We start from the raw sequence: 14,596 nt of genomic DNA, 5'->3' as shown, positions 1-14,596 counted from the left end.
AATCTATATAAAAAAGCGTCGAACCATTATGGTTTCGACGCTTTTTTTAATATATTCCTTTTCATAAACAACTTTTCTTGCTCAATCATTAACTCAGATAGTTGGCGATAGGAATGATAGAGATTGGGTCTAGAGATGACAAAACCTAACCTTTCTTCCACATTTACAGGTTTAAACTCATATTGGGTAAAAGTTAAAGGTTCACCCTGTCCTACCGGCACTTCATTGGACCAAGACAAAAACTGAATAAACAATGTAATACCCTTTTCCATTAACACTTTTGCGTTTTTATATTTACGTTCACGGAATAATGTTTCGAGTTGGTCTCTACTATTTTCCCATTCCTTAAGAAGGTTGGATATCTGGTCTGCCTTATTATCCATTCGAGGAAACCTGACCTTTCATCCGCTTTTTGCCCTCCCTGCATATCTCTAAGAGTGGGCAACTTGGACATTGTGGATTTTGGGCTTTACAATGATAACGGCCAAAGAAAATTAAGCGATGATGTGTGACTGACCATTCGTCTTTTGGAATCTTCCTCATTAAGGTTTTTTCTACTTCAAGTACGGAATCCTTCCATCGACATATGCCTAGACGCTTACTTACTCTTTCAACATGTGTATCTACTGCTATCGCTGGCACATTAAAAGCAACAGACACAACGACATTTGCAGTTTTCCTGCCCACACCAGCCAGTTTGGTTAACTCATCCCGATCCATTGGAATTTCCCCATTATACTCTTCTAAAATCATCCGACAAAGGCTTTGAATATTTTTAGCTTTATTTCGGTAAAGACCAATCGAACGGATATCGCTTTGTAATTCTTCAAGCGTCACCTCTAGATAATCCTTAGGTGTTTTGTATTTTTCAAATAATGTTTTGGTTACTTTATTTACGAGCACATCGGTACATTGTGCAGACAAGGCCACAGCAATGATTAGTTCAAATGGATTTGAATGATTTAATTCACAGTGGGCCTCTGGAAACATCCTACCCATCTGATCAAGGCAATAACGGATTTGGGTATTATTTAACATAATTCTCACCTACTACGATTAAATGAATAAAACGAGAGATAACACTCTCGTTTATTAAAACTATTGTTCCAACCAATTGTAAAAGGGAACAGTCGGTTGGTGTGTCTCACCCTTCACATTCCCTTTAGGTGTTTGCTTTTGTCGGAATTTAAGTCCGTGAGTTTTCGCTTGCTCTATCGTTTTTATCCCGCTTTTCTTCCAATCAAAAAGAATTCTATCAATATAACGGAAATTTAATTTTCCGGACATTACGGCTTCACGTAAAGCAGCTTTAATAATGATAGGATCGTGATGATCATCATCCATCCACATGGCCAGAGACTCACATTCAAATGGCGATAACGGACGGCCAAATTCCTTTTCAAAACAAGTATATAGGTCTGTTTCATCATCTTGTTTATCAGTTTCTTTAGTATTTATATTATTTTTAAGGAAATGTTCTACAAGTCTTTCCCATAAAGGAATGACAGTATACTTTTCATAACGAATGCCTTCGTTTGTATATTCATCGGTAATTTCGATAAACCCTCTTTGAATCAACCTTCTAAGCATATCATTACATTCCGAAATCGTAATTGTCATTCGTGCCGATAACTCATCTGGAGTAGGGAATTCATGCCCCTTTTCTAAAAAGGTCAGTATATTTAATAAAAGAACAAGTTCATATTCATTTAAATTTAGATTGCGGTATTCAGAAAATAATAATGTTGGGATTGTAATATTCCCTTCTTGAATCCATGCTAATAGGTTTGTTTTCATCATTCGGACACCTCCTGTTTAGTATACCACGAACAAATAACCGGAGTAAGAGTTTTAGGCATCCATCTTTGGTAACTAAAAGCAAAAAGTCTGCAAGTTATTGGCAGACTTTTTTTCGCTTTAATTATTGACTATGCTTGATTTGGATGTAACAAATTGATGGATTCTCTCTACTGCTTTCTCCAATAATTCTAGAGACGTTGCATAGGAAAGCCGAATATTGTCAGGTGTTCCAAAGCCCGAACCAGGGATAACAGCAACTTTAGCATCTACTAGTAAAGCTTCAACAAAAGCATCCACATCATGATACCCTGTCAATTCTGCTGCTTTCTTTACATTTGGATAAAGGTAGAAGGCTCCTTGCGGTTTCACACATGTGATACCTGGAATCGCAACTAGTTTATCAAAGATAATCGATAATCTTTCTTCAAACGCCTGACGCATATCTTCTACAGGCTGTTGTGAGCCATTGTAAGCAGCAATTGCTGCATACTGGGCAGTAGTTGTCGGATTAGAAGTACTATGGCTAGCGAGGTTTGTCATCGCCTCAATGATTACTTTATTCCCAGCCGCATACCCAATTCTCCAACCTGTCATTGAATGTGATTTAGAGACACCATTGATCACAATAGTTTGCTCTTTAAGTTCAGGAGAAAGTTGTGCAATCGAGATATGTTTATTTTCTCCATAAACAAGCTTTTCGTATATTTCATCTGAAACAATGAGGATATTCTCTTCAAGACAAACTTTTCCGATGGCAAAAAGTTCATCTGCCGTATATAACACACCGGTTGGATTACTTGGTGAATTAATGATGACGGCCTTCGTATTTTTTGTGATGGCCCTTTTTAATTGATCCGGAGTGACTTTGAATTGATTCTGCTCTAATCCTTCGATATAAACAGGTACGCCACCTGCTAATTTGACTTGTTCTGGGTAGCTGACCCAATAAGGCGTAGGAATGATAACCTCATCGCCATCATTTAATAGAACCTGAAATAATGTATAAAGAACGTGTTTAGCTCCATTTCCGACAATGATCTCATTTAGTTTATAGGATAACTCTTGATCCGTTTCAAATTTCTTAATAATCGCCTTTTTTAATGCAGGTAAGCCCGCTGAAGGTGTATATTTCGTATGCCCCTCATTCATTGATTGCAACGCGGCATCTAAAATATGCTGCGGGGTATTAAAGTCAGGTTCACCAGCGCCTAAGCCAATCACATCTTCCCCTTGTTCCTTTAATTCCTTTGCTTTTGCAGTAATTGCTAATGTTGTCGAAGGTGTAAGTGCCTTCACTCGATTTGCTAGTTCCACTACCATGCCAATTCCTCCAATTTCCTTCTCTTTTATAGGTTTTCAATTTTCTTTAGCCATTCACCTGTGTCAAAGTGAACATAGTAATAATTTATTAAATTATTGTCAGAACGATAATAAATTTCCCACAAGGGGATATTTTTTTCCATGCCAAGTCGCACTGAAATAATCTTTTTAGGGTTTTTTTCTTGTAAAAGTTTTTGAATAGCTTCTTCTTTTGAAAGGCCATCCTTTGCTTTTTTTACGAAAACTTGCTTACTTTTTTCTGGAATCCATACGATGATTTTTTCATCATTCGTACTTTTCCCCTCAATGACATTAACCGTTTCTATGCCATTATAAATATGAAAATCCTCAATTTCCTTCAAAGATATTTCCTTGTTGGCTAGTGCGACAGCTTTTTTCTCTGCCGTGTTAATTGGATTCATAGATTTGAAATATACATTAGTTAATAAACCAATAACCACTAATACAAATAAAACGCAAAATATAATCCACTTTTTCATTAAACAATCACTTCTTTATGTACGATAAATGGTAAAAATCGCTGTATTTTTATTTTCTTGATCCAGAGCAAGTCCGAACATAAGATCTTTTTGCTTCAGTGTCCGGTTAAGGGAATCAACAATTTTATACAAATCCGGACTATGCTGGATTTTTACGGTTGATAAAACTTCAATTTTACTTTCCATCCTATTTCCTCCAATGTTTACCTATTCCTTTATAACTTTTGATAAATCTTATCCATTATTATAACAGGTAGAAGTAAAAAGAGGGCCTGTGATGATATTAATTTTTCTAATTTTTTCTTATTCCACTTCTTCGATCGGGATTGTTATGACTTCATAGTTAGAATCTGTGAATTTAATAGTTACGGTACCATGTTTTTTTGTTGAATAGATTTCAGACCATGTTTCATGGAGGTCAATGAGTATATCTGGGTCATGCTGCTCTGCTTCAGGTGGAAAGAGAATCGAAATTTGCGGATTTAAATACTGGATTAGTTTCTCTGATAAAGAGTCCTCCGCTGCATAATTAGGAATCTTAAATACATTTATGTTTTCCAAATTCTTCTTCAAAAGAGTTTCCTCTGCACGCTGCGTGAATGAAGTCATCAGGAAAATTCGGTGATTAAAAAAATTCAATGTAAAATCCATACCTTCGTTGGGTTCATTTCCTACAAATTGAACCACTACAGTGACTTCAGGAAGAATCTTTTCCTTTGTTCCCTGCTCCCAGGAGATAACTGCAGGTTTATTGGTTACGTTTAGTTTTTTAGATAATTGAGCAGATATCTCCCGAGTAGTAATAATTTCTTTAATGCTAAACTTTGTTATTAACCTATTGATTAGCTTTTCAGAAAGCTCATGCTCGTTACTAGTCAGAATTAGCTTTGATATTTCCTTTACATCATAAAGGTTTAGCCAGCCTTCCAATTCCGCATCTGTTTCCTTACCCCCGGTATTTACCAAGATATTCTCCCCACTTGAACCTTGAATAAGGGTGGCTTCGCCTTCAGTAAGTCCTAAAAATGTAACAGCTAATTCATGATCCCGAATATTTAAGTCAATGTTTTCTATATTTGAAGTTGGCTTTGCTGCCTCTACCAACAAAGTGGATTGGATGAATATGGACAATAATAATAGTAAGGTTCTCATGACACACCTCCCATAATATATAGGATGTGCAATTTACCAAATATTATCCTGTATAATAATCATCGGCTCCCATTAATTAATGACCATGAATCATAACCAAGAGTCAATAATCTCAACTAAATCATCCATTCTACCTTTTTTTATAGGAACATTAGGGATGGATTTCAAAAAGGCCTTGCCATACTTGGTCGTTACAATCCTTTTATCAAAGACAACAATAATCCCACGGTCATTTTCCGTACGAATGAGGCGTCCAAATCCTTGTTTAAATCTAAGGACTGCTTCAGGGAGTGAGTATTCTGAAAAGGAATTACCCCCGCGTTTTTCGATTAATTGGCACTTTGCCTCTGTCAGCGGTTCATCTGGCGGACTAAATGGAAGCCTAACAATAACTAGGCAAGATAAATCCTCACCAGGGATATCTACCCCTTCCCAGAAACTACCTGTCCCTAGCAATAAAGCCTTATCATACCTTTGGAAATTCCTAGTTAGTCTTGTTCGACTCCCACTGGTTATCCCTTGAGCAATCATTGCATAGTCATGCAAAAAACCACTTTCTTTAATTAGTTCATAGGTTTTCTTTAACATCTCATAGGCAGTAAAGAGGATAAGCATTCTTCCTTTGGTTGCCTCTGCAATGGTGATGATATGTTCGGTTATAGAAATAACATAATCCTCTAACGAAACTGTGTTTATTTCCGGTATATCTTCAGGGATTAACAATTGAACCTGCTGATTATATTGAAATGGAGAAGGAATGGTTAGTTGTATCGTTGAAACAGGATCGAGCCCAATTTCCTTCATAATATAGTCAAATGATTTATTCACGGTTAGAGTAGCAGACGTAAGGACTACCGCTTTTTTGAGTTGAAAAAATTGCTCCTTTAATTGGTCGGCCACTGACGCTGGCTGAGCTATAAAGGTAGTCACATTCTGCGTTGAACGAATATCTATTTCAATCCATTTTACATCACTTGTTTGTTTGATAAAGGAATAAATAACTGTGTTTCTTAATTCTATCAGTTCATTTAAAAAAGATTGAATCTCTTCCATTTTATTTTCTTGGGAACGCGTTAACGTATCACTTTCTTTTTTAATCCATTCGAGTCGTTCAATAATGACTGAATGAAAATCCTTTAGTAAAAAGGCGAACCTTTCTGCACTATGGACAAGTGCCTTTTTTTCCTTTGCCTCATCTTGAAGAGAAAAGCGAACTTTGGCACGGTTCATTCCTTTTTTATTAATAAGCTTAGATTTCGCAAATAGAGCAATCAATTGAAAAAATTCATCTGTTTCAAAAGCAAGGTCAACATTCAGTTGATTTAACTTAGTGACTGGTGGTGGTGGTACCATCTCCGTTTTCTTTGGTATTGAAGCGATAAGCCGCTCCAAGTCATAAAAGAGCAGTTTTTGTTCATAAACACCAAACTGACTTAATAAGAGCCTGGTAGACAAATAATCTAATGTATGGCCAAAAAACTGACTTGCCACTTTTTCAAATTGATGCCCCTCGTCAATAATCGCAAAAGAATAATCAGGCAAAATTGTCCCTTCGCCTTTAATATCACTTAAAAGCAAAGAATGATTGGTAATAATTATATCGGCGGATTGTGCTTTTCTTTTGGCATTCAAATAAAAATCTTTTTCCTGCCATACTTGATTCTGCAAAAATAAAGCAGGTTCGTTCTTAATCTTATTCCAGAATAATTGCCCGCCACTTGATAGGTTCAATTCATCCCGATCACCTGTCTCAGTTTCAATCAGCCAAATAAGAATTTGCATTTTGGTTAAACCTGTATCGTAATTATCATTATCATCTGACAGCGTTCGGCTGAACTTTTCTAAACTAATATAATGGTTCCTTCCCTTTAAGAGAACAGTGGTCAGATTAAAGGGAAGAATTTTAGCCAAGAGCGGGATTTCATTTTTTAGAATTTGTTCTTGTAATTGGATGGTATGCGTACTTACAACAATGGGAAGTCCCTTTTGTTTTGAAAAATAGGCAATCGGAAGCAAGTATCCAAGTGATTTTCCGACACCTGTTCCCGCTTCAATCAATGTATGCCTTTCCGTTTGAAAGGATTGATACACCGTATCCATCATCGTAAATTGACCTGACCTCATTTCAAAGGCTTCAAAAGCATGGTTAACCAACCCGGTTTTTTCAACTTCACTTGCTGGAAATTGGTATTCTTTACCCGAATTAGTCGTTCCTGTCTGCTCAGCTGGCCTTTTTAGGGCAATTCCTTTAAAAATCTCGATGGACTCCGTTAATTGTTCAAGTGTGTCCTCTTTGTTTACCAGTATGTCATCAATGAATTGTTGCAGGTCACTTTTAAGACCACCTGATAAATAAGAAAGCTGCTTTAGCGTTACTAATGGTAATGATGTCAAACGATCTAGTAGAATCAAAAAAAGTTCAGCAGTCACCTGTGCATCACTATCCGCTTGGTGCGGGCGATCATGATTAAGATTTTCTTTCTCTGCTAAATCGGATAATTTATACCCATCTGCTGTTGGATAAAGTATTCTAGCCATTTCAACCGTATCAAGGACAGGGCCAAAGAAACCTTCATGACCCGATTGGATTAATTCATCTTGAAGAAACGACAAGTCAAATAAAACATTATGTGCAACAAAATAAGCTCCATCCAGCAAATTCATAACTTTTTCCGCTATTTCCGAAAATAGCGGCGCTTCCTTCACCATGTCATCATTTAAACCGGTCAATTCTTCAATAAATATAGGAATGGATTTATTTGGATTGATTAATGACGAAAATTTTTCTGTGATTTTTCCATCTTCAATGACCACAGCACCAAATTGGATGATTTTGTCACCCTTTTTTGGAAGGTTTCCCGTTGTTTCCAAATCAATTACGACGAATTTATTTATCATTTCATTAACACCCCAAACCTTCGTTCATTAAAACGGTATCACATTATCTTTAAAAGAAAAAGTATATACTTATAAGAGCTGCCAACTCTACTATTAAGTTTACGCTTATTATTATGTATATTATATAGAACTCCCGTTAAAAAAGAAAAATCCCCGGAAATGGGGATTACATAATCGTGAGGGCCGGTTCTTTATTGATCAGTTCTTTTATACGATTGTCTTCATCCATTATTGCTACTTTGGGTGTATGTGTTGCTGCTTTTTCTTCAGCAACAAGCGCATAGGAAATGATAATAACGATATCACCCTTTTGCACCAGGCGGGCAGCTGCACCATTTAAACAGATGACACCACTGCCTCTTTCGCCGGGAATAATGTAAGTCTCTAGCCGTGCACCATTGTTATTGTTCACAATTTGCACCTTTTCATTTGCAATCATTCCAACTGCATCTAATAAGTCTTCATCAATAGTGATACTGCCTACATAGTTTAGATTAGCCTCTGTAACAGTTGCACGATGGATTTTTCCGTTCATCATGTTGCGAAACATTATATTTCTCCTCCGTTCTCTTTTTTCTATCAATCTATATTCGTAATGTAATTGTCTATTAATCGTACCTTCGTAAATTTTACAGCCAATGCAATAATAAATGTACCCTCTAATTTTTCCAATGGCTTTAATTGTGGATAGGAGTAAATTTGGACATAATCAATTGTCCCCGTTGATTCATTGGTAATCATGTTACTAATCAAGCCAATTAAATTGGCAGGATTTCGTTCACCTTGCTTAATAGCTGTCTCTGCTGATTGAAGGCTACGATACAATACAGATGCTTCATGTCTTTCCTTAGGCAGAAGATTAACATTCCGAGAACTCTTAGCAAGTCCGTCGTTTTCACGAACGATATCGACTGAAATAAGTTCTACAGGAATATTAAAATCTGATACTAACCCCTCAAGTACCGCCACCTGCTGGGCATCTTTTTTTCCGAAATAAGCTCTTGTTGGTATGATGATATTAAAGAGTTTGGTAATGACTGTTGCTACACCATCGAAATGTCCAGGGCGGGATTTCCCGCATAAAACATCTGTTCGATCCTGGACGGTAACTTTGACTGAAGGTTCGTTTGGATACATTTCCCCAACCGATGGATGAAAAAGAAAATCAACCCTTTCACTTTCGGCCAAGGCACAATCACGTTCAAAATCACGTGGATATTCCGCATAATCCTCTTTTGGCCCAAACTGTAATGGGTTCACGAAAATACTTAGGACAACGATATCATTATCTTTGCGTGCTTTATTTAATAGCGTTAGATGACCTTCATGCAGAAATCCCATCGTTGGTACAAAACCAATCGACTTTTCTTGTAACTTCAGTTTATTCATTATCGTCTGCATTTCTTTAATGGTTGTGATAACCTTCATTTCGTACCTCCATAAAGCTCTTTCAGTTCCTGTTCCTTCATTGTGAATGAATGTTTATCTTCAGGAAACCGTTTATTTTTAACGTCAGCTGCATAGGCTTGAATTGATTCAATCATAAATGGGTTGACAGCATGGTATTGTTTAACGAACTTTGGTACTCGATTAACGCCATAGCCTAGAATATCATGATAGACGAGAACTTGCCCATCGACCGCAACCCCTGCCCCAATTCCGATAACTGGAATGGAAATGGTTTGTGCTACTTCCTCTGCCAGTTGTTTTGGGACACATTCAAGAACAAGTGCAAATGCACCGGCCTCTTCACATTTCTTAGCATCTTCAATCAATTTCCTTGCAGCCTGGACATCTTTCCCCTGTACTTTATACCCACCCAAAACACCCACTGATTGAGGGGTTAACCCTAAATGGGAACAAACAGGAATACCGGCTCTAGTAAGCGCGGTAACTTTTTCAATAACATCATCTGCCCCTTCTAATTTAACCGCATGTGCTCCTGTTTCTTGAATGAGTCTTGCGGCGTTTAATAAGGTATCCCGAACGGACAAATGATAAGTTAGAAATGGCATATCAGCGAGAATAAATGTATCTTTTGCTCCACGTTTTACAGCTTTTGTATGATGGATCATATCGTCAAGCGTTACGGGTATCGTTGAATCATAGCCTAGGACTACCATCCCAAGTGAGTCTCCCACCAATATAACGTCAACTCCCCCCTCTTCAGCCTGTTTAGCTGACGGGTAATCATACGCAGTTAACATGACGATTTTTTCATTATTCTCCTTCATTTTCAAGAAATCTGTTGTTTGCATCATCAACTTTCCCTCCTTTTATATGGGAGAGGGGAAAAAGATATATCGAAGAGCAAATAAAAAAGATCCTTCTGAAGGCAGAGGATCCCGGTTACTCTTTAACATGCTTCATCCCTCTGTCCCGGTCCGCATTACGGATCTAGGCAGAAACCTTTTTAATTGTAGTTTCATAAAGGTGCAGTTCTCAGTGGATACTGCCCATTGGAATGAATTATAACAAATTTCACGAAAAGTTCAAGCTTTTAAATTTCAATATCCGCAGAATAGATATGGTGAATCCTTCCAGTCCTATCCTCTAACTGCAAGACTCCATCATTGGTTATTCCTAGTGCTTTTCCTTCAATCGTATTGTTCAGTGTTCTAGCCTTTATGTATTTGCCGATACTGCTGGCGTATCCTTCCCATAATAGTTTTATCGGAAGAAAACCTTGGTCTAGATACAGCGTATATAATTTTTCAAACTCTTTGAAAATAGTCCTAATTAACTCTGCTCTAGAAAGTGGTTTTCCCTCCTCTTCTATAAAAAGGGAAGTGGCTATCTCTTGAAGTTCAAGCGGGAAATCTTCTTTCTTCTGATTCACATTTATACCAATTCCAATAATAATTGAATGAATTCGGTCCGCTTCAGCTTGTAATTCCGTTAATATTCCCGTTACTTTCCTTCCGTTAATAAGAATATCATTGGGCCATTTTATTTCCGGGATAAGGTCTGTCATTTCTTCAATCGCCTGTACAATTGCAACTGCTGCGAGCAAGGTCAATTGTGGGGCATTACTTAGGGGGATGTTCGGTCGTAAAATCATGCTCATCCAAATACCGGTATATTTAGGTGAATGCCATTTACGGGCCATTCTCCCCCTTCCTGACAATTGCTCTTCGGCAATGACAACTGTGCCTTCAGGGGCATTTTCTGAGGCATGGTGATGGGCAATCTTTTGGGTAGACTCCACACTTTCTACATAATGAATATTTCTCCCTATAAAGTTAGTTGTTAAGCCAAGCCTTACCTCATCAGCTGTAACCTTTTCAGGAGTTTTTAAAATCCGATAACCCTTGTTTCTTACTGCTTCTAATTCAAAGCCTTCCTTTCTCAATTCCTCTATATGCTTCCAGACTGCTGTCCTTGAGCAGCCAATGATTTCTGCTAAATGCTGCCCAGACAAAAAGGCGTCACCCGCAGTTGTAAAGGCATCAAGTAATTCTTTTCTTATTTCTGATTGCACTTCATTAGCCACTCCTTGATTTTTTCTATGTCGTTCTCTAGTTTTCCGGCTAAGATATTTTCTTCAATGGTTAAAAGCGTCTCCTTAAGCCATGGACCACCTCTTTTATTGAACCAGGCCATTACATCATTTCCAGTCACATTCATTTCGGAACGTTCTTTTATCGGCAGGTTTTCATACAACTTTAGCCAATGTTCAATTGATTCTACTTCGTTGTTTCCATTAATAATTTGGTAAAGCTTTTCTGTTGAAAGAATATGATCACGACCAGCACTGTATAGGTCATAAATGGACCAATCTTGTTCAAGCCTTTTGGAAAGAAAATGGACAACTAGTTGAATTTCCCGGATGTCCTTCAGTGCAAGCCGCCATTCTTTTAGAAATAACTCGATCTCTTTTGGCTGTAAATTTAGACAATAAATTAATAGGGACCACATTTCATTTTTATTAAGATTCGTACTATTAAAGCTAATTAATTTCTCTAATTGCTGCCTTTGCTCCTTCAAGTCGGGTAAAAAAGAATGAATGTTTGCATCAAGAAGAATCTTCAACGCATTATTCTTATTTTTTCCAATGAGAAGTTTTTCAAACTCCGCTCTTTTTCTCTCTACTGCAATGTTATCAAGCAAATGGACAAGCTTTGCTAATGCTTGAATTGTTTCATTTTCAATTTGAAATGAGAGTTGACTTACAAACCTAACTGCTCGCATCATTCTTAAGGCGTCCTCTTGGAACCGGTCATTCGGACTTCCCACGGTCTGAATGATTCTTTCTTGTATCGCTTGATGTCCATTAAATGGGTCAATTAATTTTCTATTTCTATCCATAGCGATGGCATTCATCGTAAAATCTCTACGTTGTAAGTCTTCTTTTAAGCTGCGGATAAAGGAAACCTCTTTGGGTCTTCGATAATCTTGATATTCTGATTCAGTTCTAAACGTGGTAATTTCATATTCTCCATTATTAACAAGGACCAGAACAGTTCCATGTTCAATTCCAATATCAACTGTTTTTGGAAAAATCCGTTTCACCTCATCAGGTGTGGCACTTGTTGCAATATCAACGTCATTAATCTCTCTGTTTAACAGAAAATCTCTAACGGAGCCACCAACAAAATAGGCTTCAAAACCTGCATCCTCCAGCTTTTTTAATACCGGACTTGCAGCTACAAATGGGTCGATCATTTACTTCACCTTAATTCAGTAAATTAAAATATATTTGTTCATATTGTTCAACGATTTGTTCAGCATTAAATTTTGTTTTTGCTGTCTCTATCGAATGATTGGAAAATTGTTTATGAATATTCTTATCATTTAATACAGCTAGGGCTTTACTGGAAATTTCCTCAATATTTCCAACTTCGCAAATAAATCCATTCACTCCATGATTAATAACCTCTGGCAAACCGCCAACATTCGTACCGACACATGGAACTCCACATGCCATCGCCTCTAACGCAACAAGACCAAAGCTTTCTTTTTCCGATAATAGAAGCATTAAATCACTGATAGAATACAATTCCTCTAGACTCTCTTGTTTCCCAAGGAAAATAACCTGACTATCCAACCCCAACTTTCTTACAAGTTTGCAGATGATAGTCATTTCTGGACCATCACCGACCAATAGTAATTTAGCCCGCATAACAGATGCAATCTTTGCAAAAGATTTAACTACATCTTGTACCCGTTTTACCGGACGGAAATTGGAAACATGAATTATTACTTTTTCATCTTCTTTGATTTCAAATTCTGCCCTTAATGCATGTGCATCACTTTTTTGATAAATTCGGTCATCAATAAAGTTATAAACAGTTTCGATTTGTTTATCAGGATTGATCAATTCATATGTCTGGTCCACTAGTGCTTTGGATACAGCTGTAACAGCATCTGATTTTTCAATCCCAAATTTAATTGCATCTGTCAAAGATGGATCATAACCTAAAACGGTTATGTCTGTACCATGTAAGGTTGTGACGATTTTTATATCTCGTTCGCACATTTGCTTTGCTAATATTGCACATACAGCGTGAGGAATCGCATAATGGACATGAAGCAAATCTAACTTTTCACGATTCGCTACTTCCGCCATTTTACTTGCTAAAGCAATATCGTAAGGTGGGTACTGAAATACGGAATATTGATTCACTTCAACCTGATGATAATAGATATTATGATACATTTTATTTAATCGAAAAGGGATACTTGAAGAGATGAAATGTATTTCATGTCCCTTTTCAGCCAGCATTTTCCCTAATTCCGTCGCAACCACACCTGAACCACCTACTGTCGGATAGCAGGTAATTCCAATTTTAAGTTTCCTCATGTTTATTCTCCTATCAAATCACGATCCAAAAGGATTGGAACTTTCGTTTTGAACCCTTCAGCAAATGTAACACCAACTTGCTTGCCAAACATTCTTTCCCTTGATTCAACGGTTTCAATATACCCATTAACAAGCGGGGTGCTAATGCTGACTTCCGTTTGCTCAAATTGACTCTTGTACGCCCTTAATGCTTGGAGTTTTTTTTCCATATATCCAGTGGTATCAATGGTGAAATCTGGTTTATGAAAGCCATTAATCATATAAAAATAAACTCTTTCAACCCGGTGGGCAGGTTCATTTCCTTCTGTGACATATTTTCTTATCGCAGAAGAAAATACTGCCTCCTCCACTAAAACAGCACAATTCCCATGGTCCGGATGGCGGTCTTCAAAATAAGGCGCAAACACAATCCGAGGCTTGTATGTTCTAATAACCTTAACAATTTCTCTTATGTATTGGTCTTTAAGATATAATCCCCTATCTGGTAAAGACAGTGATGTTCTCATCGAGACCTTAAGTATTGCTGCAGCCTGTAAGGCCTCCTCTTTTCTTAAGGTAGTATTTCCATTGGAAGAAAGCTCGGCATCTGTTAGGTCACAGATACCGACCAGCTTCCCTTCTGAAGTCAACCTTGCTATCGTTCCTGCCATGCCAATCTCGACATCGTCTGGATGGGCACCGAATGCAAGGGCATGAAGGCTTTGATTATTCATTTATTCCACCATTCTCTTTAACTATATTTCTCCATTCAATAAGTCCAAGTTCTAAGCCTCTAATTAATAATTCTGCCGTTCCCATATTTGTAGCAAGTGGAATGGAATACACATCACATAATCTAACCAATGCCGTTACATCTGGTTCATGCGGCTGTGAGGTTAATGGGTCACGGAAGAAGAAAACAGCATCCATTTGATTTTGGGCAATCAATGCACCGATTTGCTGATCACCGCCAAGTGGTCCAGATTGAAAACGAGTAATACTGAGTTCAGTTGCTTCACTTATTCTCTGTCCGGTTGTTCCTGTTGCGAATAATGTGTGCTTTGCAAAGATATTTTGATATGCAGTCGCAAACTGAACCAAATCATTCTTCTTTTGATCATGAGCGATTAGAGCGATATTCATA

Annotated in this window: 16 protein-coding genes; all 16 read right to left on the bottom strand. The window is 37.5% G+C overall.

Annotated elements, in window-relative coordinates; translation table 11 throughout:
• Positions 1-26: 26 nt before the first annotated feature.
• On the bottom strand, positions 27-383 hold the full coding sequence (locus RCG22_RS23840) for a YpoC family protein (protein WP_308104968.1): 357 nt from the start codon (positions 381-383) through the stop codon (positions 27-29).
• On the bottom strand, positions 376-1,038 hold the full coding sequence (gene nth, locus RCG22_RS23835) for an endonuclease III (protein ID WP_308104967.1): 663 nt from the start codon (positions 1,036-1,038) through the stop codon (positions 376-378). Before nth ends, RCG22_RS23840 begins: the two co-directional genes overlap by 8 nt.
• 60 nt (positions 1,039-1,098) lie before the next feature.
• Entirely contained in the window at positions 1,099-1,800 is a 702-nt protein-coding gene (locus RCG22_RS23830) for a DnaD domain-containing protein (protein WP_308104966.1), read from the bottom strand.
• A 117-nt stretch (positions 1,801-1,917) separates the two neighbouring features.
• On the bottom strand, positions 1,918-3,114 hold the full coding sequence (locus RCG22_RS23825) for a pyridoxal phosphate-dependent aminotransferase (protein WP_308107236.1): 1,197 nt from the start codon (positions 3,112-3,114) through the stop codon (positions 1,918-1,920).
• Between the two features lie 32 nt (positions 3,115-3,146).
• Complete coding sequence (locus RCG22_RS23820; RefSeq protein WP_308104965.1) at positions 3,147-3,620, bottom strand: cell wall elongation regulator TseB-like domain-containing protein; 474 nt, start codon at positions 3,618-3,620, stop codon at positions 3,147-3,149.
• Positions 3,621-3,635: 15 nt separating this feature from the next.
• On the bottom strand, positions 3,636-3,806 hold the full coding sequence (locus RCG22_RS23815; protein ID WP_066257118.1) for a YpmA family protein: 171 nt from the start codon (positions 3,804-3,806) through the stop codon (positions 3,636-3,638).
• Positions 3,807-3,923: 117 nt separating this feature from the next.
• Positions 3,924-4,772, bottom strand: a complete 849-nt coding sequence (locus tag RCG22_RS23810) for a ComEC/Rec2 family competence protein (RefSeq protein ID WP_308104964.1) — start codon at positions 4,770-4,772, stop codon at positions 3,924-3,926.
• Between the two features lie 90 nt (positions 4,773-4,862).
• A complete protein-coding gene (dinG, locus tag RCG22_RS23805) occupies positions 4,863-7,670 on the bottom strand; it encodes an ATP-dependent DNA helicase DinG (protein ID WP_308104963.1) in 2,808 nt (935 codons plus the stop codon).
• Between the two features lie 166 nt (positions 7,671-7,836).
• Positions 7,837-8,220: an aspartate 1-decarboxylase gene (gene panD / locus RCG22_RS23800; RefSeq protein WP_066257130.1), complete on the bottom strand. Its 384-nt coding sequence runs from the start codon at positions 8,218-8,220 to the stop codon at positions 7,837-7,839.
• A gap of 29 nt (positions 8,221-8,249) precedes the next feature.
• Complete coding sequence (panC, locus tag RCG22_RS23795) at positions 8,250-9,098, bottom strand: pantoate--beta-alanine ligase (protein ID WP_308104962.1); 849 nt, start codon at positions 9,096-9,098, stop codon at positions 8,250-8,252.
• Complete coding sequence (gene panB, locus RCG22_RS23790) at positions 9,095-9,931, bottom strand: 3-methyl-2-oxobutanoate hydroxymethyltransferase (RefSeq protein WP_308104961.1); 837 nt, start codon at positions 9,929-9,931, stop codon at positions 9,095-9,097. The genes panC and panB overlap by 4 nt, the downstream gene beginning before the upstream one ends.
• 239 nt (positions 9,932-10,170) lie before the next feature.
• Complete coding sequence (locus tag RCG22_RS23785; protein WP_308104960.1) at positions 10,171-11,151, bottom strand: biotin--[acetyl-CoA-carboxylase] ligase; 981 nt, start codon at positions 11,149-11,151, stop codon at positions 10,171-10,173.
• The gene (locus tag RCG22_RS23780) at positions 11,136-12,335 is read right to left on the bottom strand and encodes a CCA tRNA nucleotidyltransferase (protein WP_308104959.1); all 1,200 of its coding nucleotides are present in this window, start codon (positions 12,333-12,335) and stop codon (positions 11,136-11,138) included. The genes RCG22_RS23785 and RCG22_RS23780 overlap by 16 nt, the downstream gene beginning before the upstream one ends.
• A gap of 10 nt (positions 12,336-12,345) precedes the next feature.
• On the bottom strand, positions 12,346-13,473 hold the full coding sequence (gene bshA / locus RCG22_RS23775) for an N-acetyl-alpha-D-glucosaminyl L-malate synthase BshA (RefSeq protein ID WP_308104958.1): 1,128 nt from the start codon (positions 13,471-13,473) through the stop codon (positions 12,346-12,348).
• A 2-nt stretch (positions 13,474-13,475) separates the two neighbouring features.
• A complete protein-coding gene (bshB1, locus tag RCG22_RS23770) occupies positions 13,476-14,186 on the bottom strand; it encodes a bacillithiol biosynthesis deacetylase BshB1 (RefSeq protein ID WP_308104957.1) in 711 nt (236 codons plus the stop codon).
• Positions 14,179-14,595 (bottom strand): methylglyoxal synthase, encoded by a 417-nt coding sequence (gene mgsA / locus RCG22_RS23765; RefSeq protein ID WP_308104956.1) that lies wholly within the window; start codon positions 14,593-14,595, stop codon positions 14,179-14,181. Before mgsA ends, bshB1 begins: the two co-directional genes overlap by 8 nt.
• Position 14,596: the final 1 nt, after the last annotated feature.

It is taken from the genome of Neobacillus nitrireducens (genome assembly GCF_030915405.1).
GTDB lineage: Bacteria > Bacillota > Bacilli > Bacillales > Cytobacillaceae > Neobacillus.
Note: the sequence above shows the minus strand (reverse complement) of the source record. Positions and strands in the feature narration are given on the sequence as shown.

Bases quoted from the DNA above. Each gene is read 5' to 3' on its own strand.
- RCG22_RS23840 (WP_308104968.1), bottom strand. From the start codon at position 383: ATGGATAATAAGGCAGACCAGATATCCAACCTTCTTAAGGAATGGGAA.
- nth (WP_308104967.1), bottom strand. From the start codon at position 1,038: ATGTTAAATAATACCCAAATCCGTTATTGCCTTGATCAGATGGGTAGG.
- RCG22_RS23830 (WP_308104966.1), bottom strand. From the start codon at position 1,800: ATGATGAAAACAAACCTATTAGCATGGATTCAAGAAGGGAATATTACA.
- RCG22_RS23820 (WP_308104965.1), bottom strand. From the start codon at position 3,620: ATGAAAAAGTGGATTATATTTTGCGTTTTATTTGTATTAGTGGTTATT.
- RCG22_RS23815 (WP_066257118.1), bottom strand. From the start codon at position 3,806: ATGGAAAGTAAAATTGAAGTTTTATCAACCGTAAAAATCCAGCATAGT.
- RCG22_RS23810 (WP_308104964.1), bottom strand. From the start codon at position 4,772: ATGAGAACCTTACTATTATTATTGTCCATATTCATCCAATCCACTTTG.
- dinG (WP_308104963.1), bottom strand. From the start codon at position 7,670: ATGATAAATAAATTCGTCGTAATTGATTTGGAAACAACGGGAAACCTT.
- panD (WP_066257130.1), bottom strand. From the start codon at position 8,220: ATGTTTCGCAACATGATGAACGGAAAAATCCATCGTGCAACTGTTACA.
- panC (WP_308104962.1), bottom strand. From the start codon at position 9,098: ATGAAGGTTATCACAACCATTAAAGAAATGCAGACGATAATGAATAAA.
- panB (WP_308104961.1), bottom strand. From the start codon at position 9,931: ATGATGCAAACAACAGATTTCTTGAAAATGAAGGAGAATAATGAAAAA.
- RCG22_RS23780 (WP_308104959.1), bottom strand. From the start codon at position 12,335: ATGATCGACCCATTTGTAGCTGCAAGTCCGGTATTAAAAAAGCTGGAG.
- bshA (WP_308104958.1), bottom strand. From the start codon at position 13,473: ATGAGGAAACTTAAAATTGGAATTACCTGCTATCCGACAGTAGGTGGT.
- bshB1 (WP_308104957.1), bottom strand. From the start codon at position 14,186: ATGAATAATCAAAGCCTTCATGCCCTTGCATTCGGTGCCCATCCAGAC.
- mgsA (WP_308104956.1), bottom strand. From the start codon at position 14,595: ATGAATATCGCTCTAATCGCTCATGATCAAAAGAAGAATGATTTGGTT.